We start from the raw sequence: 25,310 nt of genomic DNA on the forward strand, positions 1-25,310 counted from the left end.
CAGGACAAGCTATTTAAAAGGGTCTAACTTCACGTTAGACCCTTTTATATCTAAGCGATAAGGAGGAATTAGCATGCGTTTAAGAGCACCAATGCCTGAATTGGAAGGCGCAACTGAATGGTTGAACGGTCAAGTCTCCAAAAGTGATCTGTTAGGAGATAAACCTACCTTGATTCATTTCTGGTCCGTAAGCTGTGGTTTGTGTAAAGAAGCAATGCCAAACGTCAATGAATTCCGTGATGAATATAAAGATGATTTGAACGTGGTTGCTGTCCATATGCCACGCTCTGAAAAAGACCTGGATTTAGATAAAATCAAAGAAGTCGCTGCCGAGCATGATATCACGCAGCCGATTTTCGTAGATAATAAACACGCATTGACAGATGCCTTTGAAAACCAATACGTACCTGCTTATTATGTATTTGATGAAGAAGGAAACCTTCGCCATTTCCAGGCAGGAGGCGGCGGTATGAAAATGCTTCGTAAGCGTGTCAACCGTGTCCTTGGCGTCAAAGATAAATAAACATGGAAACCACCAGTTTTAAAACTGGTGGTTTTTTGTGGGGATATCCACGTCTGGCGTACATTCGTACCGTCCAATTTTACATTACATACAAGTGTGGGGAATTTTTAAAAAATTAACTCAAAAAGGTGGATATTTATTTCGTAACCCGATATATTTATAATTACGTTAAAATTTTACAGAAAGAGGAGGGAGACAAATGGATACCTTCAAAAAGCTGAAAGAGTTCTATTGGCCTTATAAAAAGTTTTTCTTCTGGTCGCTGTTGTTTCTATTCTTTGTAACAGCGATTACCGTGGTATACCCAATCATTTTGAAGATTACCATCGACGATGTGGTGGCAGATGAACGTTATAACCTGATCCCTTACCTGTCAGGAGCTTTCATCATCCTGATGGCGATCAAGGGGATCGCCACCTACTTACACCAATACTTAGGTGATTTATTCGGAATTACCTCTGTTTATAAATTGAGAGATGAGCTTTATAAGAAATTACAGCGTCTGCCGTTCAAGTATTATGACAATGCAAAAACCGGGGATTTGATGTCCCGTCTGACAGCAGATGTGGAGGGGTTCCGTTTTTTCCTTTCTTTCGGCATTGCAGAGCTCATCCGTATCACTTTATTGATTGTCATCAGTCTTAGTGTCATGTTCTACTTTTCTGTACCATTAGCGCTTGTGACGATGGCGGCTATGCCATTTCTTGCTGTTGTCGTTTTCCAATTCGATAAGCGTGTCCATCCTGCCTTCCGGGGCATCCGTAAATCGTTCGGGAAACTGAATACACGCGTGCAGGAAAATATCAGCGGGATGACGACAGTTAAATCCCTATCAAGAGAAGGATTCGAGATTGGAAGATTCTCGGACCGAAACCAGGACTACCGGCAGAATTACCTGACGACCGCCAACATCTGGGCAAAGTATTTTCCATTGATGGAGTTCATCGGAAACGTATCGGTAGTCGCATTGCTGGCATACGGAGGCAGAATGGTCGTAAACGGCAATCTGGGTCTCGGTGAACTGGTCGCATTTTTCAGTCTGGTATGGTATATTCTCGGGCCATTGATGAACCTCGGCTTTGTCATCAACCTGTTTTCTCAATCGAAGGCTTCCGGTGAACGTCTCCTTGAAATATTAGAAGCAAAAGAAGATATTCAGGAAAAAGAAGCCCCAATAACTCTGAAGCGTTTGAATGGGCACGTTACTTTCGAGGATGTCACACTCACCTACACGGAAGATGATGATTCGGCATTGAAACATATCAGTTTTGACGCCCCTCCAGGTAAGGTGATCGGTTTGATCGGGGCGACTGGTTCAGGAAAAACGAGTATCACTCAATTAATTACCCGTTTTTATGAACCGGAACAAGGAAAAGTCCTCGTAGATGGCAAACCCGTCGATCATTATTCATTGAAAACGTTACGCCGCAATATCGGTTTTGTCCTTCAGGAATCTTTCCTTTTTTCCACGACCATCAAAGAAAATATCGCTTATGGAAACCCGGATGCTACATTAGAAGAGGTTATTGAAGCTGCCAAACGGGCACAGGCTCATGACTTCATCATGGATATGCCTGACGGTTATGATACATTGCTCGGAGAGCGGGGTATGGGACTGTCAGGTGGACAGAAGCAGCGGATTGCTATCGCACGTGCGATCCTGATTGACCCTGGTATTCTCGTATTGGATGATGCTACTTCTGCTGTTGATATGGAAACAGAATTCAAAATCCAGAAAGCATTGAAAGAAGTAATGGAAGGGAGAACGACGTTCATCATCGCTCACCGCATCTCTTCCTTGAAACATGCCGATGAAATTCTGGTACTGGAAGACGGGGAAGTGAAAGAACGTGGTACACATGACTTTCTGCTATCTAATGGCGGGCCATATCAGCGGATTTATGATATCCAATACCAGGATAAAGAACAAATTATGAACGCATCCAATATTTGAAATAGAAAAGGGGGGAGTTACCTTGGCACGCAGGCAAAAAACGAAACCACAAGAAAATAAGCACTTGAACCGGTTCCATTACACTATCGATCAGGCGATCGAGAAGCCATTCAACTGGGAACAGATGGTCCGGTTATTGAAATATCTGAAACCTTACGCAAAAACATTATTGCCGGCAGCGATCATCGCCATGCTGGTATCGACAATCATCCGTTTGGTGGTACCGATTTTGATAGGGAAAGTAGCGATTGACATTGCTATTGCTAATCAGGACGTCAATATGCTGATCCAACTGGTTGTCGGAATTGGCATCCTGTACTTGTTCAGTTATCTCGGCAACGTGTTCCGGATCAAATGGGTGAATATTCTGGGTCAAAACGTCATTTATGATTTGCGTCAGCACTTGTTTTCCCATGTGCAGCGACTGTCCCACCGGTTCTTCGATTCGCGGTCTGCCGGCTCGATTCTTGTCCGGATCATGAATGACATCAATTCGTTGCAGGAGCTGTTCACAAATGGAATCATCAATCTGTTGATGGACATCGTGACATTGCTTGGAATCATCGTCATCTTGTTTGTACTTAGCCCGAAACTGGCATTGGCAATCATGGTGATTCTTCCGATCATGTTCTATATCTCAACGAAATTGCGCCGGAATATCCGCCGCTCATGGCAGCGGGTAAGGATCCAGCAATCCCGGTTGAATTCCCATTTGAATGAAAGCATTCAGGGAATCCGGATCACCCAGTCGTTCTCTCAGGAAAAAGAAAATGCTGAATTCTTTGATGGCGTCAATACGGACAGTTTTGAAGCCTGGCGGAATGCTACGAAAAAAAGCGCCATGTTCCGTCCCTTTGTGGAAATGAGTAACGCGATTGGCACAGTCATCCTTATCTCTTACGGGGCGTGGATGATTATCCAGGGACCTGCCAACGGGGGAATTGAAGTCGGTACGTTTGTCTCCTTTGCATTTTTTCTGGGTATGTTCTGGGAGCCTATTTCCCGGCTTGGACAGATGTATAATCAGCTACTGATGGCCATGGCAGCATCAGAAAGGATTTTTGAGTTTCTCGATGAACAGCCGAATGTAGCGGAGAAGCCTGATGCGAAACGCTTAGAACAAATCCAGGGCCATATCGAATTCGATCACGTCCAGTTTTCTTATGATGAAAAAAGGATCGCCCTCCACGAGATATCTCTGGAGATGAAACAAGGTCAGACAGTCGCACTGGTGGGCCATACTGGATCAGGCAAATCAACGATCGCCAATTTGATCAGTCGTTTCTACGATCCTACCAAAGGTGCTGTGAAGATTGATGGCACCGATTTGCGCGATGTCACCATTGACAGTGTCCGTCAGCAAATCAGTGTCGTCCTTCAGGATACATTCATTTTTTCCGGTACCATTATGGAAAATATCCGGTTTGGCCGTCCGAATGCCACAGATGAGGAAGTGATCGAAGCGGCTAAAGTTGTCGGCGCTGATGAATTTATTCAACGGCTTTCCGATGGTTATCAGACAGAAGTGGAAGAGAGAGGCAATGTTCTATCGGCAGGGGAGCGACAGTTATTATCTTTCGCTCGGGCCTTGCTTGCTGACCCTCGCATCCTTATCCTGGATGAAGCGACAGCAAGTATCGATACAGAAACCGAAATGAAGATCCAATCTGCGTTACGCAGACTGTTAAAGGGCAGGACAGCGATTATCATCGCACACCGTCTATCAACGATCAGGGAAGCGGATAATATCATCGTTCTCGAACATGGTAAGATTCTGGAACAAGGCAGCCACGATGAACTGATGAAACAAAAAGGAGAATACTACGACCTGGTCAAAACACAATTCCAAATGCTGGACGCCATTTAGGAATAGCTGGAAGAACGCTTGATATCAAGCGTTCTTTTTTGCGTTCTGTTAAAACATAGCCCCCTTAATTTAAGTATGCTTTAGCGATTTCATATGTGAAAGTACAGCATTGTCCCTCATTTATTTCGCAGTGGTTTTCATTTGGACAATAAGGCAGCAAATATTATACAATAATAACCAGAAAGAATATGTGAAGTTTGTCACAAAATAGTCGTTATTTAAGTAGGAATAAAACGATTTCAAGTATTATACTAGTCATAGTATTTTTAGGGTAGAGTAAATAAGAAGGTATTTTTGTGACATGGGGAGGGAGTTTGTTTGTTTGAATTAGATAACGTCCTGCTGAGCAGATTATTAACCTCACTAACGCTTGGCTTCCATATTATTTTTGCAACCATCGGTGTCGGGGTACCGTTATTGATTTCCATTGCGGAGTTCATGGGTATAAAAAAGAAAGATCCGAATTATACGCTGCTGGCCAGAAGGTGGACGAGGGGATTCATCATCCTCGTAGCTGTCGGGGTTGTGACAGGAACGGCGATCGGCTTACAACTATCTTTATTGTGGCCAAGCTTTATGCAAGTGGCAGGTAATGTTATCAGTTTACCATTGTTTCTGGAAACTTTCGCATTCTTTTTTGAAGCGATATTTCTTGGGGCATATTTATACACGTGGGATCGGTTTAAAAAGCCGATTTATCACTGGTTATTATCTATACCCGTCGTGTTTGGCGCAGGAATGTCAGCGTTTTTCATAACCACGGTCAATGCATTTATGAACACTCCACAGGGATTTGACGTAAAAGATGGTGCACTGGTCAATGTCCAGCCGTTAGTCGCCATGTTCAATCCGGCCACACCGACAAAAGTTTTTCATGTATTGTCAACGGCCTATATGACTTCTGCTGCGATTCTGGCTGCGATTACTGCTTTTTATATCATCAGAAAAAGAAACACGGAATATCACAAAAAGGCACTGAAGCTGACTGTAGGTTCCATTTTTATTTTCGCCCTATTGACGGCGGTAGCAGGTGACTTATCCGCTAAATTCCTGGCGCATGAGCAGCCGGAAAAACTGGCAGTCGCCGAATGGCATTTTGAAACAGAAAAGGGCGCGGACCTGATCCTCTTCGGCCGTTTAAATGAAGAGAACGAAGTAGAAAACGCCCTCCGGCTTCCGAACGCTTTAAGCTTTTTAGCTACTGGTGATTTCAACGGGAAAGTGGTCGGGTTGGACCAGTTTCCGGAAGATGAAATCGCACCATTTTGGGTCCACTATATGTTCGATCTGATGGTTTTGATCGGTTTTTATTCCCTTGCGATATCCCTGTTGTATTTAATCGTTGCTAAAGTGAAAAAATGGAACGAGCACAATAAATGGCTGTTGTGGCTCATTTTTCTCAATGGTCCATTGGCGATGCTGGCAATTGAATTCGGGTGGATTTATGCTGAGGTCGGCCGTCAGCCATGGATTCTGCGGGGGTATATGAAAGTGGCAGAAGGAGCGACAACATCTCCTAATGTCGGCTGGATGCTTTTGTTATTCCTTCTTTTGTACACTGTATTGGGAACCGGTGTCATCACTGTGCTGCGCAAATTATTTAAGAATAACCCGGCAGAATCGGAACTGGAGCGTCACTATCCAGACTTTAAAGCTGAAGGGGAGGAGCGCTGATGACATACGAACTGATAGGAATCACCGTACTGTGGATCTTTTTATACGGTTATTTAATCGTAGCCTCCATCGACTTTGGGGCAGGATTCTTTGCGTACTATGCAAAAATCACAAGACAAGACCACTTGATCAACAAATTGATATCCCGTTATTTGTCACCCGTGTGGGAAGTGACCAATGTATTTTTCGTTTTCTTTTTCGTCGGTCTGGTTGGCTTCTTTCCGGATTCGGCGTACTATTTCGGTCAAACTTTACTGGTGCCGGGAAGTATCGCAATTGTATTAATTGCTATCCGTGGCTCGTTCTACGCTTTTGAAAATTACGGGTCCAAACAAAGCAGTGTCTACTTGTTCCTGTACGGTGCGACCGGATTGCTTATTCCTGCTTCGCTGTCTACTGCCCTTACTATTTCCGAGGGTGGATTCATCAAAGAAACATCAGAGGGAGTCCATCTTCTTACTGGAGCACTATTAACCAGTCCATACTCCTGGAGCGTTGTCTTTCTTGCCATCGTTTCCGTCCTGTATGTCAGCTCGGCATTTTTGAGCTTTTATGCCCACCGTGCTGATGACAAAGGAGCATTAAATTTAGTACGTAAGTACGCTTTATTTTGGAGCTCCCCTACGATCATTGCTAGTTTGACGACCTTCATTGCTATGAGTCAGCATAACCAGGAGCACTTCAAACGCATGATGGACTTATGGTGGGTTTTCGGGCTGTCCGTAGGATTTTTCATGATCGCCGTCTTTTTAATCTATCAAGGCAAATACTATGGCTGGGCATTCATTGCAGTAATGTTCCAATTCCTGACTGCCTTTTTCGGATATGGTGCTTCCCATTTGCCTTACCTGCTTTATCCGTATGTGACGCTCTCAGAAGGAGTGGTCAATGATGCAATGGGACTCGCACTGGTCATTGCTTTCATTGCGGGGTTGTTTCTGCTTATCCCATCGCTTGTATTGCTGATGAGGATGTTCCTGTTTGATGCCGATTATGTAAAAGGGAAAAAATAAACCCGTTCAGCCTCCCGTACAAGCGGGGGGTGTTTTTTAGGTCGTACCTTAGCCGGAATTATGATAGAATTACTTCTATCTGATGTCAGCAAAAATGGAGGATTCAAGATGAAAAAGGAATATGCAGTCATAGGTTTGGGCCGTTTTGGCGGAAGTATTTGCCGGGAGCTGAGCCAGGAGGGGCTGGAAGTATTAGCGATTGATTTGGATGAAGATAAAGTTAACGAGTACAAAGAAATCGCTTCGCATGCTGTAATTGCCGACTCTACAGACGAAACAGTGTTAAGGGAGCTTGGAATCCGGAACATCGACCATGTCATCGTCGCCATTGGTGACAATATCCAGGCGAGCCTGTTAACCACCGTCATATTAGAAGAGCTCGGGATAAAAAAAATAACCGTAAAAGCTCAAAATGATTACCATGAAAAAATATTGAGCAAAATCGGGGCAGACCATGTCATCCATCCGGAACGCGACATGGGCAAACGAATTGCCCATAATATCATGTCAAACAATATATTAGACTACATTGAACTATCCGATGACCACAGTGTCGTCGAGGTAAAAGCAGGAGACAAAATGAGCGGCCAATCCCTCGTCGATCTCGATATCCGTGCGCAATACGGTTGTAACGTGGTCGCCATCAAGCGTCAGAAAGATGTCATTGTGTCACCAATGGCAACTGAAATGATCCAGGAGGGCGATATCCTGATCGTCATCGGGGCGGATAAAGACATTTCCCGTTTCGAGAAAAATCTGGTTGTTGAAGACGATTAAAAACGGAAAAATAATAGTCACTTAAAAGGCTGGTGGAGAAATAACTCCGCTGGTCTTTTTTTAATCGTCCTTCTTAAAGTTGTATTAAGCTGATTAAGCTCTAAACTCTTTCTTCATGAGAGGTTTTCTTTATCGCGGGGAAGGATATACTCATTGGTAGAACTAGAATGCAGAGAGGGTGCATCATGTTGTTAGATAAACGAACTGGTACAGTTATGACAGAAATGATGATCGATTGGGGCATTGACCATGTTTATGGCATGCCAGGTGACTCCATCAATGAATTGATTGACGATTTGCGGAAACAGGAAGAGAAGTTGAAATTCATACAGGTTCGTCATGAAGAAGTGGGGGCTCTTGCAGCAGCTTCCTATGCCAAGCTTACAGGGAAGGTTGGGGTATGTCTGTCAATTGCAGGACCCGGAGCAGTTCATCTCATGAATGGGCTTTACGACGCCAAGGCAGACAGGGCCCCTGTACTGGCAATTGTGGGCCAGGTACAAAGTGAAAATATAGGAACCGATGCTTTTCAAGAAATTAATTTGGAGCGTATGTTTGATGATGTGGCTGTTTTCAACGAACGTGCAGCAACAGAAGCCCAGCTTCCTGACCTGTTGAATCAAGCGATCCGGGAAGCTTATGTGAAAAAAGGGGTTGCCGTATTGATTGTTCCCGATGATCTTTTTGCAAAAAAGTTTAAAAATGAAAGCAGACTGACCTCCCAGGGCTATTATATGCCAGAGGTATTTCCATCAGAGAAATCATTGAAAAATGCAAGGTCACTGCTGGATGATGCAAAAAAACCAATCATTTTAGCAGGAAAAGGCGTGAAACATGCGAGCGACGAACTAGTGGCATTTGCCGAACATATCAAAGCGCCAATCATTCTCAGCCTGTTAGCCAAAGGCGTCATTCCGGACCAGCATCCGCTTTGCCTTGGACAGCATGGACAAATAGGAACTAAGCCGGCTTATCACGCTATGATGGATGCTGATTTGATTGTCTTGATCGGAACACAATTCCCTTACCGTGAATTTCTCCCGGACGGGGTAAAAGCGATTCAAATCGATAACAAGCCTGAGCATCTCGGAAAGATGTACCCGATAGAAGTAGGGCTTGCAGGCGATGCTAAAGAAACACTTTCTTATCTCACTTCTCATATGAGTGAAAAGAAGGATGATTCCTTTTTAAATGAGTATCAGGGAAAAATGAAAGAATGGCACACCAAGATTCTGGAAGAAAAAAAGCTGAATCAAAATCCGATTCACGCCCCTCAAGTCATGTATCATCTGGAACAAGTAATAGAGAAGGACGCGGTCATTTCCTGCGATGTAGGTAATGTAACGGTTTGGGTGACAAGGTTTTTACCATTATTACAGCAGGACTTTATCATTTCCGGCTGGCTGGCGACCATGGGAAGCGGCCTGCCAGGAGCTATTGCCGCGCAGCTTGCGTATCCGGGCAGACAGGCGATTGCCGTTTGCGGGGATGGCGGCTTTACCATGGTATCTCAGGACTTTGTTACCGCTGTAAAATATGACCTGCCGATCAAAGTCATCGTGTTAAACAACAAATCAATCGGCATGATCAAATATGAGCAACAGCAAATGGGGCACCAGACGTATCAAACGGACTTAGGTGAGATGGATTTTGCTAAATTTGCAGAAGCATGTGGCGGAGAGGGCTATCGGGTGGAAAAATTCGAAGACCTGGAAAACAGTATGAAACAAGCGTTTGCCAGTAACAAACCTGCCATCATTGACGTTGTCATTGAGGAGCAGGCGCCATTACCCGGCCATATCAATTACACCCAGGCTGTCAATTTCAGCAAATTTTTGATTAAAGAATTCTTCGATAGTGGGAAAATCGAGCTGCCTGATATGAAAAAAGCCATCGACCGTCTATCCTGACACTGTACAGATTAAGTCAGGGCGAAGTACAGCTGGCCGATTTATCTATCTGAAAAATAGGAGCTTAGCTCATGAAGCTGGCTCCTTTTCTGTAACAAGAAATAAAGCCCGGACATAGGTGTCCGGGCTTTTACATTATCTGTGAAATTATAAAATTTTCTATTCGTAAATAACATTACGGGGTGGTTCACATCCAGCTCCAGCGCCTACCCCCTCGAGGTCTTAAGTCAATCCTCTCTGTGATTAGGAAAACTAAGGCTTATCGCCAATGGTTTATGGCGAAAGCCTTAGTTTTACTTATACTTTAAACCTAATTGGTCTAAAAGTACAAAGAACGTCACGCCGAGGCTTGTCTTAAGCTTGTCGGAGGCCTGCAGGATGCAGGTCAGTTCGACGTTGGCACAGGACGTGCCGTTCTTAGTCGAACATCATTACTAGCAAGGCGTTTGCGCTTTTGGTATTATACCTCCATGATGATCGGAAGGATCATCGGGCGGCGTTTTGTTTTGTCGAATAGAAACGGTGCGATGGTATCCGTGATTTCATTTTTAATCTCGGACCATTGCGTCGTACGACGTTCCATCACTTTTTCTACATGATTAGAAACAAGTTTCTGTGCTTCTTTGATAAGATCCTCTGATTCACGCATATAGACGAAACCGCGTGAAATGATGTCAGGACCGGAAGCAATCTTGAACTCTTTCATATTAATGCTGACGACCACGATAACCAGACCTTCTTCTGAAAGAATCCGACGGTCACGCAGTACGATATTTCCAATATCACCAATACCGCTTCCATCCACATAGACGGAGCCGGATGGAATCTTCCCGGCGATCATGGCATTGTCTTTGCCGAGTGCAAGGACATCGCCATTATCCATGACGAAACAGTCGCTTGGATCCAGGTTGCATTGCTGAGCAAGTTTCGTATGTTCTTTCAACATACGGTATTCACCGTGGATCGGCATAAAGTATTTCGGCTGGATCAGGCGAAGCATCAATTTCATTTCTTCCTGACTGCCATGTCCGGAGGTATGGATATCATTCAATGGGCCGTGAATAACATCTGCTCCGTTACGGTAAAGCATGTTGATGGTTTTAGATACACTGAGCGTGTTCCCAGGGATTGGGGAAGACGAGAACACGACCGTATCTCCAGGCATGATTTGAATTTGACGGTGTGTACCATTGGCAATACGGGATAGAGCTGCCATCGGCTCCCCTTGGGAACCGGTACACAGAATCATCACTTCATGTGCTGGAAGACGGTTGATTTGGTGCGCATCAATGAAAGTATCCTTCGGAGCCTGAATATAGCCAAGTTCCTGCCCGATACGGATGGATGATTCCATGCTGCGCCCAAAAACGGCAACTTTTCGGTTATGCTTAACCGCTGCTTCTACCGCTTGCTGCAAACGGTAGATATTCGAAGCGAATGTTGCAAAAATCACACGTCCGTTAACACGGCTGAAAATATCCTGGATGCTTTGTCCGACGACACTCTCAGACTTTGTAAAACCTGGGACTTCGCTATTCGTACTATCCGATAATAATGCTAAAACGCCTTCTTTTCCGATTTCAGCCATTTTTGCCAGGTCGGCCGGCTCTCCAACGGGGGTGAAATCAAACTTGAAATCCCCTGTGTGCACAATATTTCCTGGAGGAGTCTTGACTACTACTCCGAAAGAATCCGGGATACTGTGCGTTGTCCGGAAGAAGGAAACGGATGTTTTGCGGAATTTAATGACATCGTCTTCCTGAATGATGTTCAATTTTGCATTACGCAATAATCCATGTTCATCTAATTTATTTTTGATCAGTCCGATCGCTAATTTTCCAGCATAAATTGGCACATTGATTTCACGTAGAAGATAAGGAATGCCGCCAATATGGTCTTCATGTCCGTGGGTGATGATAAGACCTTTTATTTTATCCTGGTTTTGCACCAGATAGGTATAATCAGGTATGACATAGTCAATTCCAAGCAATTCATCTTCCGGGAATTTGATTCCCGCGTCAATCAGGATGATTTCATCCTGGAATTGGACTCCATATGTGTTTTTTCCGATTTCACCTAATCCGCCAAGTGCAAAAACAGCGGTTTGATCGTTTTTAACAAATTTCATGATCAGCTGTTCTCCACTTCAAAATTATCTTTGGTTTGTTGTTCGTAATTCAGGTGCTCCTCATCTAACTCCTGAATGAACTCGATATTGATCCCACGATCGGACAGTTGTTCACGTACTCTTCTTTCTGTTTCTGCTTCCACGTACATTGCTTTGGTACGCTCTCGAACAGGAACTTCATCTGGAAGTTCCTGGTATAAAACTTTATATACCATTTTCTAATATCTCTCCTAACTAGTAGTAATTTCCACATTCTTGTCCTGGCAACAATGATAGCATGTTTTATTATCGGATGGAATTTTTAATCAATTATAGTTTCTGCTCCTAAATCGTAGGAGAAGACCGTCTCAGGCTAATGTTTTCCGCTTCCAAAAATCTTTCCAACGTTTCTTCAGCTTTCTTTTTAAGCGCTTCAGCATAGCACTCATCTCCTTTCAAGGTGATGAAGAAAACAAGCAAAACGTTCAACCGACCCAATCCCGTTACTAATAGTATAATACGGTTTGATGAATAATGAAACAAAGAACTATTGATATAAAGGATTTATTATCCATCACAGCCCAATATTGGAGGCTTTTGAAAGCTTCAGTTGCTTATAGTTTTTCCCTTCTCATCTTGTTTAAGTCATGCTATTGTGTATTCATTGACAATCTTTACAAATAAGAAGTGATAGGATCGCAGCAGGAGGATGAAAAACATGAATAAAAAAATTGCATTTTTTGATATCGATGGTACCTTGCTTGATCATAATAAACAGCTTCCTGAAGAAACGGTGCTGGCTATCAAGCGGCTGCAGGAAGAGGGTGTATACTGTGCGATTGCCACAGGCCGGGCTCCCTTTATGTTTGAAGATATCAGAAAAACACTCGGAATCGAATCTTTCGTAAGCTTCAACGGTCAATATGTCGTCTTTGAGGGGAAAGTCATCTATGAAAACCCGCTTGCGACTGAACAGTTGTCGACATTGTTCGAGCATGCTAAACGTACAGGTCACCCGATGGTCTTCATGAATCATAAAGAGATGAAAGCAACTGAACCTGATCACGGGCATATTTCTGAGAGTATAGGGTCGCTGCACTTTGAATATCCGGGTATTGATGATGCGTTCTATCAGGATAAAAATATTTATCAATCCCTGTTATTCTGTGAAGGGGATGAAATTGAGGAATATCGTGGGCAACATGATTCTTTTGATTTTATCCGCTGGCATCCGAAAGCCTGTGATGTCTTACCAGGCGGCGGCTCTAAAGCAGAAGGCATCAAGAAGATGATAGAAGCTGCAGGGCTGCGCATCGAAGATTCCTATGGTTTCGGTGACGGTCCGAATGATAAGGAAATGATGCAAGTGGTCGGTACAGCAGTAGCCATGGGGAACTCCATTCCTGAACTGAAATCACTTGCCGATTACGTAACTGATGACGTTGATGAAGGCGGATTAGTCAAAGCCATCCAGGAAGTCGGCCTTCTCAAAAACTAAACACCTGTAAAAAAGCTTAGAGTCCAGTAGATACTCTAAGCTTTTTTGGTACTTATTATGTTGTTAACCTTTTAAATGAAGGTGCTGTTTCTTAATGATCCAGTGGCTTGGCATTTTCCGGTTCTTTGAATGGATTATCCGGATCGATATGATCATAGAACATGACCCCATTCAAGTGATCGATTTCATGCTGGAAGACAACAGCTGCGAAATCCCGGAGGCGCAATTTCACTTCATTTCCTTCCAGGTCAGTTGCCTTGATGGTGACGCGGGCATAGCGCGGCACATAACCAGGTACTTCCCTGTCCACAGAAAGGCAGCCTTCTCCACTAGTAAGGTAGGCTTTTTCTACAGAATGGCTGACGATCCTCGGATTGAATAATCCGTAACTATATAATTTATCATTGAAATCACTAAAATGGACGGCAAGCATCCGTTTGGACAATCCGATTTGAGGAGCTGCCAACCCTACTCCGGGACGGAGGTTATAACGGTCGCAAATTTGTTCATCCTGGCTGTTTTTTAAATATTGAAGCATTTCTTCTAGTGTTTCTTTATCTTCTTCGGAGGGGGGAAGATCCACTTCGCTCGCAACCTCTCTCAGGATTGGATCCCCTTCGCGGATAATGTCCTTCATGGTAATCATTCCAAAGTCCACCCTTTCTCTCTATCTTCGAATATCTCCATATAGTTTAACATACATAACATTGGAAAGGTTAAATGAAGAAGTCGTTCGTATTGGGATTGGATAAATTATCCTTCCAATTTAAAATCATTTATTATACTATTGAAACTATGATGAAAAGTATGGATTTATCCATACTCCTTAAGGAGGAAGTTTCGTGTCGTTGAGAAAGCTATTCATACCATTAACCCTTATATTAGTTATGCTGGCAGCCTGTAACAATGGACCTGCTCCGGAAGAAAAGATTTATGAACACCTGGAAAAAGCCGTATCATTGGAGGAAGAGTTCCGCAAACAACAACAGCCTATCGTAGAGTTGGAGCGTAAAGAGCAGGAACTGTATAACAAAATCATCAACCTCAGCATGGATGAGTTTGAACAGATTAAAAAATACTCCCAAAAGGCAGCTGAATTAGTGGAAGAGCGTCAGAAGAAAATCCAATTGGAGAAAGAAAGCATTGATGCTGCTAAAGAGGAGTTTGATAAAATCAAACCTTTGATTGACGAATTAGATGAAGATCAGGCAGAAGCGAAGAAGAAAGCGAAGGCATTGGTAGACACGATGAACAATCGCTATGATGCTTATCAGCAGCTGTATGAAAATTATCAGGCAGCTATTGCTCTCGATAAAGAGCTGTATCAATTATTGCAGAAAAAAGATTTAGAAGAAGATACCTTACAAAAGCACATTGAAAAGATCAATGATAGTTATGATAAGGTAATCGAATCGAATGAATCATTCAACAAGTTTACCGAGAAATATAATCGACAGAAAAAAGAATTCTATGAAGCGACAGATTTGAATGTTCAATACAGCGAAGATGAGCGTAATGTTTCGGATTCAGAATCGAAGGATTCAAAGAAAGAAGAAAATGAGGAGAACAAAGGCCAAAATAGTGAAGAATAGAAAGACCGCCATGAGCGGTCTTTTTTTGTTTATTAGGAAGGCCTGCTGTAAGTACTTGGCGACAGGCCTGGACTTTCTAATATGATACAGATAATATGAAATGATGAAACAGGGTTGCGGTGCCAATAGCTCCCAGACCTGTTTCACCCATGTTTTGTAAGCTGTTTTTTTAAAATGCTTATTTTAATTGATACAAACTGTTTGACGTTACCTAGTCATATGAGCTAAACTACAAACAGAACATTTCATTGTACCAATTGTTTTTATGTTCTTATTGTAACAGTTTACGTTGTATAAGGCTTATGATTAATATAAATGGCTAAAGGGTAAAAGAATAAGAGCAAATCGGTACAGGTTTTTGCAGCTTTTGGGAAAGCTAAGGAAAGTAACCATTTTTTTAATAGGAAGGAAGAGGTGAATCAGTTTGAAACGCTCACTTGAAAACATTGAAAATCAGTTCGAAATGTTTCAAATTCTGAATGAAAAAGGCGAAATAGTAAACGAAGATGCGATGCCAGAACTTTCAGACGATGATTTGAAAGAAATTATGCGCCGCATGGTTTACACACGTATTTTAGACCAACGTTCGATTGCCTTGAACCGTCAAGGCCGTTTGGGATTCTATGCTCCGACAGCAGGACAGGAAGCTTCCCAGCTTGGAAGTCATTATGCTCTTGAAAAAGAAGACTTCATTTTACCAGGATATCGTGATGTACCACAATTGATCTGGCATGGTCTTCCATTGTATCAGGCATTCCTTTTCTCCCGTGGTCATTTCCATGGTAACCAAATGCCAGAAGGTGTGAATGCTGTCAGCCCGCAAATCATCATTGGTGCACAAATCACACAAGCAGCTGGTGTTGGAATCGGAATGAAGAAACGTGGTAAAGACGCTATTGCTATTACTTACACTGGAGATGGCGGTGCCTCTCAGGGTGATTTCTACGAAGGAATCAACTTTGCTGGTGCATTTAACGCTCAAGCAGTATTCGTTGTCCAAAACAATCGATATGCGATTTCCGTACCAGTCGAAAAGCAATCTGCAGCACAAACAATTGCACAAAAAGCAGTTGCTGCTGGTATTGAAGGAATCCAGGTAGACGGGATGGACGTATTAGCTGTGTATGCTGCTACAAAAGATGCGCGTGAACGTGCTATCAACGGTGAAGGTCCGACATTGATCGAGACACTTACTTACCGCTATGGTCCACATACAATGGCCGGGGACGACCCGACTCGTTACCGTACAGAAGAAACTGACAACGAATGGGAAGCGAAAGACCCGATTGTCCGTTTCCGTACGTTCCTTGAAACTAAAGGTCTATGGTCTGAAGAAGAAGAAAATGAAGTGATTGAACAGGCGAAAGAAGATGTCAAAGCTGCAATCAAGAAAGCGGACGAGCAGCCAAAACAGAAAGTTACTGAACTGATGGACATCATGTATGAAGAACTTCCTGCCAGCCTGAAAGAGCAAAGGGAAGAATACGAGGCAAAGGAGTCGAAGTAAACCATGGCACAAATGACAATGATCCAAGCCATCACTGACGCGATGCGCACAGAATTAAAAAATGATGAAAATGTGCTAGTCTTCGGTGAAGACGTCGGCCAAAACGGCGGTGTTTTCCGTGCAACTGAAGGCTTACAAAAAGAATTCGGTGAAGACCGTGTATTTGACACACCACTAGCTGAATCCGGAATTGGCGGCATGTCAATCGGACTTGCTCTTCAAGGATTCCGTCCAGTACCTGAAATCCAGTTCTTCGGTTTCGTTTTTGAAACGATGGATGCAATCAGCGGGCAAATGGCTCGTTATCGTTATCGTTCCGGTGGTACCCGTACCATGCCGATCACTGTTCGTTCCCCATTCGGCGGCGGTGTACACACACCAGAACTACATGCGGACAGCCTGGAAGGGTTGATGGCTCAGCAGCCAGGTCTGAAGGTAGTCATTCCTTCTAACCCTTACGATGCGAAAGGATTATTGATCCAATCCATCCGTGATAACGATCCAGTCATTTTCCTTGAACACATGAAACTGTATCGTTCTTTCCGTGAAGAAGTTCCAGAAGAAGAATACGCAATCGAACTGGGTAAAGCTGAAGTGAAGCGTGAAGGTAAAGACGTAACACTAGTAGCTTACGGTGCGATGGTTCATACTGCATTGAAAGCAGCCGATGAACTGGAAGAAAACGGAGTTTCTGCTGAAGTCATCGACTTACGCACGGTTGCTCCGGTAGATTATGAAACCATTTTGGAATCAGTCAAAAAGACGAATCGCGCTGTCGTACTTCAGGAAGCTCAGAAGCAAGCTGGTATTGCTGCTGCTGTCGTTTCTGAAATTCAGGAAAAAGCGATTCTGCATCTGGAAGCCCCCGTACTGCGCGTAGCTGCTCCAGATACTGTTTATCCATTCTCTCAGGCGGAAACTGTATGGCTTCCAAACCATAATGACGTTGTAGAGAAAGTCAATAAAGTAATGAACTTTTAATTGAAACCTAGAAAAGGGAGGCAATATTCGTGGCTTTCGAATTTAAACTGCCGGACATCGGTGAAGGCATCCATGAAGGTGAAATTGTAAAGTGGTTTGTCAAAGCTGGTGACGAAGTAAAAGAAGACGATGTTCTTTGCGAAGTGCAAAATGATAAAGCTGTCGTAGAAATTCCTTCACCTGTGGAAGGTACTGTTAAAGAGGTGCACGTTGAAGAAGGTACCACTACTACAGTGGGAACAACGATTATTACATTCGACGCAGAAGGCTATGAGTCTGATGACAGCGGTGACGATAAGCAGGAAGAAGCTCCAAAAGAAGAAGCGAAATCAGAAGAGCCGGCTGCAGAAGACAAAGGTGCAGCAAAAGAAGAAGCTCCTGCTGCAGAGGATGAAGATGTAGATGAAAGCAAGCGTGTCATCGCTATGCCATCTGTGCGTAAGCATGCCCGTGATAACGATGTAGATATCCGTAAAGTCCAAGGGTCTGGTAAAAATGGCCGCGTGACTAAAGAAGACGTTGATGCGTACTTGAGCGGTGATCAGAAACCAGCGGCAGATGCAGGAGAAGCAAAAGAAGAAGCACAAGACCAGCAAGCTGCTGCTTCCAGTGAAAAACAACAGCCAGTACTGGAAGGTCAATATCCAGAAACACGTGAGAAGATGAGCGGCATCCGTAAAGCAATCGCCAAAGCGATGACTAATTCGAAGCATACTGCTCCTCACGTAACTTTGATGGACGAAGTTGACGTGACAGAACTTGTTGCACATCGTAAGAAGTTCAAAGCTGTAGCTGCTGAGCAGGATATCAAGCTGACTTATCTGCCATATGTAGTGAAGTCATTAGTATCTGCTCTAAGAAAATATCCGGTACTAAATACGCAAGTTGATGACGAAACGGATGAAATTATTCAGAAACACTACTATAATATTGGTATCGCAGCAGATACTGACAAAGGATTGCTTGTGCCAGTCGTAAAAGATGCTGATCGCAAATCCGTATTCGCTATCTCAAGCGAGATCAATGAACTTGCTGTGAAAGCTCGTGACGGTAAACTATCATCCGAAGAAATGAAGGGCGGTTCCACTACGATCACTAATATCGGTTCAGCAGGTGGACAATGGTTTACACCGGTAATCAATCATCCGGAAGTAGCTATCTTAGGTATTGGCCGTATTGCTGAAAAACCTGTCGTACGTGACGGCGAAATCGTAGTCGCTCCAGTTCTTGCAGTGTCCTTGAGCTTTGACCACCGTATTATCGATGGTGCTACAGCTCAGCATGCAATGAACCACATCAAGCGTTTACTGAACGATCCACAACTAATTATGATGGAGGCGTAAAGTATGGTAGTAGGAGATTTTCCAATTGAACTTGATACGTTAGTAGTAGGTGCGGGTCCTGGCGGCTATGTCGCTGCCATCCGTGCCGCACAAACGGGTCAAAAGGTAACAATCGTAGACAAAGGTGTTCTTGGCGGGGTTTGTCTGAACGTCGGGTGTATCCCGTCTAAAGCCCTGATCCAGGCTGGTCACCGTTTTGCGCATGCAAAAGGCGCCGACGACATGGGCATCAAATCTGAAAACACAACTGTCGACTTTTCTAAAGTCCAGGAATGGAAAGGTAAAGTCGTTGATAAATTGACTGGCGGTGTTGAAGGGTTGTTGAAAGGTAACAAAGTAGACATCGTAAAGGGTGAAGTTTACTTTGTAGACAAAAACACTGTCCGTGTTATGGATGACAAGAACTCTCAGACTTACACGTTCAATAACTGCATTATTGCAACAGGTTCAAGCCCGATTGAACTTCCTAACTTCAAGTATTCTGAGCGTGTACTGGATTCTACAGGGGCATTGAACCTGAAAGAAATCCCTAAAAAGATGGTTGTTATCGGCGGCGGTTATATCGGCACTGAGCTTGGTACAGCCTACGCTGATTTCGATACAGAAGTAACCATCCTGGAAGGAACGAAAGACATTCTTGGCGGTTTTGAAAAGCAAATGACGCAGCTTGTTAAAAAGCGCCTCAAGAAAAAAGGTGTCAAAGTCGAAACGAACGCCATGGCACAAGGCGTGGAAGAGACTAAAGATGGTGTGAAGGTCACTTATGAAGTAAAAGGTGAAGAAAAGACCATCGAAGCAGATTACCTGCTTGTCACTGTCGGACGTAAGCCAAATACCGAAGAACTTGGCCTGGAGCAAGTTGGTATTGAGATGGATGATAAAGGTCTTATCAAGATCGATAAACAGTGCCGTACGAATGTAGATAACATTTTTGCTATCGGTGACATTGTGGAAGGACCTCCACTAGCTCATAAAGCTTCTTATGAAGGTAAGATTGCAGCAGAAGTGATTGCTGGTGAAAAATCAGAAATTGATTACCTTGGTATTCCAATGGTGGTATTCTCTGATCCGGAACTTGCTTCTGTCGGTTACACCGAAAAAGAAGCAAAAGAAGCCGGCTATGATGTCAAAGCTTCTAAATTCCCATTCGCAGCAAATGGCCGTGCACTTTCCTTGAATGATACGGACGGTTTTGTCAAAATGATCACCCGTAAAGATGATGGCCTCGTCATCGGTGCTCAGGTTGCCGGAGCGAATGCGAGTGATATGATTGCTGAACTCGGTTTGGCTATTGAAACTGGCATGACTGCGGAAGACCTTGCATTGACTATTCATGCGCATCCATCTTTAGGTGAAATTACGATGGAAACTGCTGAAGTTGCACTAGGTACTCCAATCCACATTAAATAATTATGATTCAAAAAATCCTGAACCATTGCGGTTCAGGATTTTTTATTTCTTATATATATTTGCGATGAATCGGAAGCTGATTCTTCATGAGATGCCTATTCAATAAAATGGCCGAATTGTGGAAGACTCAGTTTCAAAGTAATTTGGGTTCGTTACCGAGACAGGGGAAAGGGTGGCTGGGAAACGATTCGCTTTCCAGCTGCATCGCCTAGACACTCGCGACATAAGCAGTCCATCAACGGGAAGAAAAAACACTTCCCTTTTGCTGTTCTGCTTATGCGTGTCGTGTCTCCCAAGGCGATTACGCATTCGTTTCTTTCCTGTGGGGGAGGCTGGCAAGCCTCCTCGGCCGTTTCACGACCTGTGGGGTCTCGCCTAGCCCCTTCTCCCACGGGAGTCTCACCGTTTCCCCGCCACCTTATCCATATTTTGACGAACGAACCCTACGTTGTGAGAAGATATCTTCCACATTTTCTGCATGAAAAGCTCAATGATTCAGGAAATAAGCTCTTTTCAGCTGTTAAGATGGTGGTTCCGCATATCGATGTTTCCGTTAGTCTTACAAATGCAAGGAGGGCCGGGAAATTGCGAGACTCCGATGGGAGGATAGGACATGGTGAGATCCCGCAAGGCGGAGCCTGAGGAAGCTCACCGGCCGCCCATGGAAAGCGAGTGATTTCCCGGACCTCCAAACCGTTACTATCGTAACGGAAACAATGTATCTCGAAACTGATTCTTCCATAAAAGGGAGCTTTACTGTAAGATCAACAAAGCGGAGGTATGGAAGGCTTTTCTGAAACGATTACTATGTTTATTTAATAGTATTTTTTAAATGATCGACAATTTCCTGACTGTTACGCTCACCAGATATTTTAGCTATTGTTTTACCCTCTTTTCTGATCAATAGGGTAGGAAGCTGGGTTATTTTATCTTCAATTCTATATAAAGATGAAGAGCTTTTAAAAAAATCCAGTGGCTGTTCCTGGTATTGATTTTTAAACGCGATGAAGGCATCCATATAGGCCTTTTCAGTCTCGAGCTCTCTTTCTTCGGTAACCAGCTGTATTTCATAGCCACTCGGCTTGGCACTTATTATTTCTATTTTTTTCTGTTCTGGAAAACATCCGGTAACCATCAGGAAGATTATACCGATTGGCAGTACGGTTTTAGTCAATGGACGACCACTCTCTTTCTTTTCTTAGAAGGTGATTTTATTTTAACAAATGAAAGTTGATAATTATCAGATGTTATCGAAATGTCACGGAAGTGAAAAACCATCGAATTTTAAATGAAAAGTGTGAAATAGAGAGGTAAGATACGGGGAAAGAAGCATTGAAAAAACCTGCCCGGTGATGGGCAGGTTTCATTCAGCTTATTGTTTCTTTTTCAATCCGATTTTTCTGTCTTCTTCCGCGAATGATTTGACGAGTGAGAAGCATAGCATAATCATGATAAAGGTGAATGGGAAGGCAGCGATGATAGCAGCTGTTTGCAGCGCACCTAAACCGCCTTGCCATAAGAGAACTGCTGCTGCGCCTGCCTGGATAAGTCCCCAGGTAAACTTGACCTGGTTACTTGGGTTAAGACTTCCTCCAGTTGTCTGCATACCAAGTACGAAAGTGGCAGAGTCAGCTGATGTAACAAAGAATGTACTGATCAGTGTCAGCCCGATAATCGACATGACCATGCCTAATGGAATATTTTCTAACATCGCAAACAATGCTACTTCTGTACCCAGTTCAGTAACGGATGATTGGATGTCCATTCCCTGGAAGAATTCCAAATGTATTGTAGTACCACCGAATACGGAGAACCACAGGGCTCCGAAAATGGTCGGTACCAGTAGGACACCGAGAATGAATTCACGGATGGTACGCCCACGTGATACACGGGCGATGAAAGTTCCAACGAACGGCGCCCAGGAAATCCACCATGCCCAGTAGAAAATCGTCCATCCCTGCACCCAGTTATTATCCTCAGCGAATGGAGTCATACGTAAACTCATTTGTGGCAGATTTGACAAGTAAGAACCGAAAGTTGTCGTGAAATAGTCCATGATAAAGTTGGTCGGTCCTGCAAATAGCAGGAAGAACATCAATAATAATGCCAGCACGATGTTCGTGTTACTTAAATATTTGATCCCTTTGTTCAAGCCGGTCATAGCAGAAATCATAAATAACACCGTAACGATGGCAATGATTGATAACTGCAGGGTGAAGTTATCATCTAAACCAGGTATCAAATAAGATAAACCACTGGAAATTTGCAGGGCACCTAGACCAAGAGAAGTCGCTACCCCGAAAATAGTGGCAAACACCGCGATGGAATCGACGGTTGTCCCAATAGGTCCCTTAATCCGTTCTTCCCCTAAGAGCGGTACTAATGCCGCACTAACGACACCAGGTGCATTTTTTCTGAATTTGAAATAGGCCAGTGCCAGAGCGATTACAGCATAGATGGCCCATGGGTGTAATCCCCAGTGGAAGAAGCTGTAACGCATCGCTTCTTTGGCAGCCTGCTGTGTTCCAGGTTCCGCCGTAGGTGGGGTATGGAAGTGAGAAAGTGGTTCTGCAGCACCCCAGAATACTAACCCGATACCCATACCAGCACTGAATAGCATCGCAAACCAGGTGATATAAGGATATTCAGGTTCATCGTCCGGTTTACCCAGTTTGATTTTTCCGTACCTGGAAAAAATCAAAAATATCGCAAATACCAAGAAGCCTGTTGCTGAAAGTAAGTAAAACCATCCAAATTTGTTCGTGAGGAAACCCTGAATATTTGTCGTGATGTTATTCAGGTTCCATGTCGGTAATGTTGATTCCGGTATGATTCCCCATCCGATAAAGAGAAAGGCAATCACTACCGAGATGTAAAAAACTTTTGTGACTTGTTTCAATCTCATCATCCTTTCTATGAATTCTGTAACGATTGATTGACGGTCATTTCACGTGTTCCTGTTGTTTTAAATAACGATAATAAATGTCTGCGTGTTTCGAACTGGAAAGTTGATTAAGCTCTTCAATCACATCATGTAAACAGAGTAGCTCATATAATAATACCGTTTGAGGTGGCAAATGGTGACGATAGCGTGTTTCATGTTCGATATGTTCATGCTTCCATTCCCAAAAAACATGATCCAGCTCACTGATATGCTGGAAATGCTCTTCAGGGATATGATGTCTTGGTGCTTTTAATATTGCCACAAATGAAGGAATCATTCTTCCGAGTAAATGTTTTTCCCTGTGATTGAAGTCTCCACTATCCGTTTGGATATACTGCAGGTTTCCTAAGTGGTAGATGATCTGCTGCAATAGATCAAGACGCTTTTGGGTAAATTGAAAGGCACGCATATCAATGTTTGTATGCTTGTGGTAGGACCATTCCTCCCGCTGGTAATGGGAAAGCTGATGAGTCCTTTCGATACTTTGTGTCAATTCACGATATCTTCTATTAATGAGTCCTCTTTTTTCATGCTTTTCTCCAATGACGTCTTTTAAAATCAACTCCAGTAAATCAGCAGACTGTGAAAATAACCGATCGATATTGCGTTGGATACTGCTGAAATAATTCGGCGGCAACAGAAAAAAATTGACCAGGGAAGAAACTACTATACCAATAGATGTAGTACCCAATCTAATCAAGAACGAAACAATGTAATTTTCCTGGAAATCAGGAATCATTGCAGTTGCGGTTATCGTAGCGACCAGTATCCCATCCTGCAGGTTAAGTTTATGGCAGACAGCAATCGTCAGCATAGCTACGAGTGCATAAGTCAAAGCTCCTTTACCGAACATGCCATAAAAAGAAGTGGCCATCAATGCACCCAGGGCAGAGGCGGGAAACCTTATCGCTGCCTTCCGGATAGAATCTGCAGCAGTATGCTCAATCGTTACAATCGCTGTAATAACCGCAAAAATAACCGGCCAGTCAAAAAAACCGCAGATCAGCGCGGTTATAAAGACAGAAATACCGGTTTTTAGTGTCCTGCTTCCAAATAATTTGAATTGCAGCAGACGTTCCATCATCTTGAATCACCCTACATTTTCTTTGGCTACAGCCACGATTTTTAATTATAGTATAAATTAACCGTAAACCATAGTAAAAACTATCATAAATCGTATATAATGTAATTATTGGAAATACATAGAAAAAAATAACATCCGGGGGTCTTTACATGAAGAAAAAGTTAGTTTTTTTATTGGCATTAGTTATGCTTATGGTTTTGGGGGCCTGCAATACGAGTGAAAATGTTTCCCAGGACGAGAAGGTAAAAGCGGAAGCTAAAAAAGAGACAGAAGCTCCACAACCAGAAGATAGTGAGTGGAAGGACAAAGAAAATCAAAGTGCAGAGGAGGAAACAGAAAAAGATTCAGAGGATACTGCAACTGAAAAAGAGAAAGAAGAGGCCGAAACAAAGCCGGTGTACGAATTAGCTGGTAACTGGGCTTTTCAACCTGTAAATGGGCAGGCAAACGAGAAAGTAGTTTTGCTTACCATTGATGATGCTCCGGATAAATACAGTGTGGAGATGGCAAAAACATTGAAACAATTAGGAGCACCAGCAATATTTTTTGTTAATGGCCATTTCTTAAATACTCCGGAAGAAGAAGAAAAGTTAAAACGCATCCATGAAATGGGCTTCCCGATAGGAAACCATACGTTTAATCATTCCTCATTGCCTGATTTGACAAAAGAGCAGCAATATGAAGAAATCATTAAGTTGAATGATCGGGTAGAAGCAATCATAGGAGAGAGACCAGAATTTTTCCGGGCACCTTATGGCCAGAATACGGATTATACAAAGCAGCTGGCTGAAGAAGAGGGGATGCTGGTGATGAACTGGACGTATGGTTATGACTGGGAGAAAGATTATCAGAGTGCATCTGCCATAGCCGAAATCATGGTGGAAACACCGCTGCTGACAGATGGAGCCAACCTGCTGATGCATGATCGCGAATGGACAGCAAAAGGCTTGAAAGACATTGTCACCGGCCTTGAAACTAAAGGATATGAACTTTTAGATCCAGCCTTGATCAAGCGTCCTTAATATCAAAAATACCATCGCCAGCTAAAATTTCTGGGCGATGGTATTTTTTTGATAACTATCCGAAAAAGTTAATAATGACTTTGGAAGAATTTTTTCCTTTCAGA

Annotated in this window: 20 protein-coding genes; 14 read left to right on the forward strand and 6 right to left on the reverse strand. The window is 43.3% G+C overall.

All coding sequences use genetic code 11. The annotated features are described in order from the left end of the window. The first annotated feature begins 73 nt into the window (after positions 1 to 73). The 7 genes from P855_RS0105435 to P855_RS0105465 all read left to right on the forward strand — a co-directional run bounded on the left by P855_RS0105435 (position 74) and on the right by P855_RS0105465 (position 9,718). On the forward strand, positions 74 to 523 hold the full coding sequence (locus P855_RS0105435; RefSeq protein WP_028782608.1) for a redoxin domain-containing protein: 450 nt from the start codon (positions 74 to 76) through the stop codon (positions 521 to 523). A gap of 199 nt (positions 524 to 722) precedes the next feature. After that, entirely contained in the window at positions 723 to 2,477 is a 1,755-nt protein-coding gene (locus P855_RS0105440; protein ID WP_028782609.1) for an ABC transporter ATP-binding protein, read from the forward strand. Positions 2,478 to 2,499: 22 nt separating this feature from the next. After that, on the forward strand, positions 2,500 to 4,344 hold the full coding sequence (locus tag P855_RS0105445) for an ABC transporter ATP-binding protein (RefSeq protein ID WP_028782610.1): 1,845 nt from the start codon (positions 2,500 to 2,502) through the stop codon (positions 4,342 to 4,344). A 318-nt stretch (positions 4,345 to 4,662) separates the two neighbouring features. Then, entirely contained in the window at positions 4,663 to 6,018 is a 1,356-nt protein-coding gene (locus P855_RS0105450) for a cytochrome ubiquinol oxidase subunit I (protein WP_028782611.1), read from the forward strand. After that, positions 6,018 to 7,031, forward strand: coding sequence for a cytochrome d ubiquinol oxidase subunit II (locus P855_RS0105455; RefSeq protein ID WP_028782612.1), 1,014 nt, complete (start codon positions 6,018 to 6,020; stop codon positions 7,029 to 7,031). The genes P855_RS0105450 and P855_RS0105455 overlap by 1 nt, the downstream gene beginning before the upstream one ends. 108 nt (positions 7,032 to 7,139) lie before the next feature. Next, positions 7,140 to 7,808 (forward strand): potassium channel family protein, encoded by a 669-nt coding sequence (locus P855_RS0105460; protein WP_028782613.1) that lies wholly within the window; start codon positions 7,140 to 7,142, stop codon positions 7,806 to 7,808. Positions 7,809 to 7,996: 188 nt separating this feature from the next. Further along, positions 7,997 to 9,718 carry a pyruvate oxidase gene (locus P855_RS0105465; protein WP_028782614.1) on the forward strand — a complete coding sequence of 574 codons (1,722 nt, stop codon included), beginning with the start codon at positions 7,997 to 7,999 and terminating at the stop codon, positions 9,716 to 9,718. 460 nt (positions 9,719 to 10,178) lie between these two features. On the opposite strand, the gene rnjA is transcribed toward P855_RS0105465, so the two are convergent. Together rnjA and P855_RS0105475 are read right to left on the reverse strand one after the other, a co-directional pair. Beyond that, positions 10,179 to 11,846, reverse strand: coding sequence for a ribonuclease J1 (rnjA, locus tag P855_RS0105470; protein WP_028782615.1), 1,668 nt, complete (start codon positions 11,844 to 11,846; stop codon positions 10,179 to 10,181). 2 nt (positions 11,847 to 11,848) lie between these two features. Further along, positions 11,849 to 12,061 carry a DNA-dependent RNA polymerase subunit epsilon gene (locus P855_RS0105475; RefSeq protein ID WP_028782616.1) on the reverse strand — a complete coding sequence of 71 codons (213 nt, stop codon included), beginning with the start codon at positions 12,059 to 12,061 and terminating at the stop codon, positions 11,849 to 11,851. Positions 12,062 to 12,543: 482 nt separating this feature from the next. Between P855_RS0105475 and P855_RS0105485 the strand changes: the two genes are divergently transcribed. Beyond that, positions 12,544 to 13,323 (forward strand): Cof-type HAD-IIB family hydrolase, encoded by a 780-nt coding sequence (locus P855_RS0105485; protein WP_028782617.1) that lies wholly within the window; start codon positions 12,544 to 12,546, stop codon positions 13,321 to 13,323. Between the two features lie 91 nt (positions 13,324 to 13,414). Here P855_RS0105485 and def read toward each other — a convergent pair whose 3' ends face one another. Continuing rightward, positions 13,415 to 13,969 carry a peptide deformylase gene (def, locus tag P855_RS0105490; protein ID WP_028782618.1) on the reverse strand — a complete coding sequence of 185 codons (555 nt, stop codon included), beginning with the start codon at positions 13,967 to 13,969 and terminating at the stop codon, positions 13,415 to 13,417. A 196-nt stretch (positions 13,970 to 14,165) separates the two neighbouring features. Between def and P855_RS0105495 the strand changes: the two genes are divergently transcribed. The 5 genes from P855_RS0105495 (at position 14,166) to lpdA (ending at position 20,156) form a co-directional block, all read left to right on the forward strand. Beyond that, positions 14,166 to 14,915 carry a YkyA family protein gene (locus tag P855_RS0105495; protein ID WP_028782619.1) on the forward strand — a complete coding sequence of 250 codons (750 nt, stop codon included), beginning with the start codon at positions 14,166 to 14,168 and terminating at the stop codon, positions 14,913 to 14,915. A gap of 424 nt (positions 14,916 to 15,339) precedes the next feature. Beyond that, complete coding sequence (gene pdhA, locus P855_RS0105500; RefSeq protein WP_028782620.1) at positions 15,340 to 16,422, forward strand: pyruvate dehydrogenase (acetyl-transferring) E1 component subunit alpha; 1,083 nt, start codon at positions 15,340 to 15,342, stop codon at positions 16,420 to 16,422. A 3-nt stretch (positions 16,423 to 16,425) separates the two neighbouring features. Continuing rightward, positions 16,426 to 17,403, forward strand: a complete 978-nt coding sequence (locus P855_RS0105505; RefSeq protein ID WP_028782621.1) for an alpha-ketoacid dehydrogenase subunit beta — start codon at positions 16,426 to 16,428, stop codon at positions 17,401 to 17,403. A gap of 29 nt (positions 17,404 to 17,432) precedes the next feature. Beyond that, positions 17,433 to 18,746, forward strand: coding sequence for a dihydrolipoamide acetyltransferase family protein (locus P855_RS0105510; protein WP_028782622.1), 1,314 nt, complete (start codon positions 17,433 to 17,435; stop codon positions 18,744 to 18,746). Positions 18,747 to 18,749: 3 nt separating this feature from the next. Beyond that, complete coding sequence (gene lpdA, locus P855_RS0105515; protein WP_028782623.1) at positions 18,750 to 20,156, forward strand: dihydrolipoyl dehydrogenase; 1,407 nt, start codon at positions 18,750 to 18,752, stop codon at positions 20,154 to 20,156. A gap of 811 nt (positions 20,157 to 20,967) precedes the next feature. On the opposite strand, the gene P855_RS0105520 is transcribed toward lpdA, so the two are convergent. From P855_RS0105520 to P855_RS20565, 3 genes are all read right to left on the reverse strand, one after another. Continuing rightward, positions 20,968 to 21,330, reverse strand: a complete 363-nt coding sequence (locus tag P855_RS0105520) for a hypothetical protein (protein WP_028782624.1) — start codon at positions 21,328 to 21,330, stop codon at positions 20,968 to 20,970. A 198-nt stretch (positions 21,331 to 21,528) separates the two neighbouring features. After that, positions 21,529 to 23,055, reverse strand: coding sequence for a glycine betaine uptake BCCT transporter (locus P855_RS0105525; protein WP_028782625.1), 1,527 nt, complete (start codon positions 23,053 to 23,055; stop codon positions 21,529 to 21,531). 43 nt (positions 23,056 to 23,098) lie between these two features. Next, positions 23,099 to 24,184 (reverse strand): FUSC family protein, encoded by a 1,086-nt coding sequence (locus tag P855_RS20565; protein WP_051353100.1) that lies wholly within the window; start codon positions 24,182 to 24,184, stop codon positions 23,099 to 23,101. A gap of 149 nt (positions 24,185 to 24,333) precedes the next feature. On the opposite strand from P855_RS20565, the gene P855_RS0105535 reads away from it, so the two are divergent. Beyond that, a complete protein-coding gene (locus P855_RS0105535; protein ID WP_028782626.1) occupies positions 24,334 to 25,206 on the forward strand; it encodes a polysaccharide deacetylase family protein in 873 nt (290 codons plus the stop codon). The last annotated feature ends 104 nt before the right edge of the window (positions 25,207 to 25,310 follow it).

It is taken from the genome of Thalassobacillus devorans MSP14, assembly GCF_000496835.1.
Classification (GTDB): Bacteria; Bacillota; Bacilli; order Bacillales; family Halobacillaceae; genus Thalassobacillus; species Thalassobacillus devorans_B.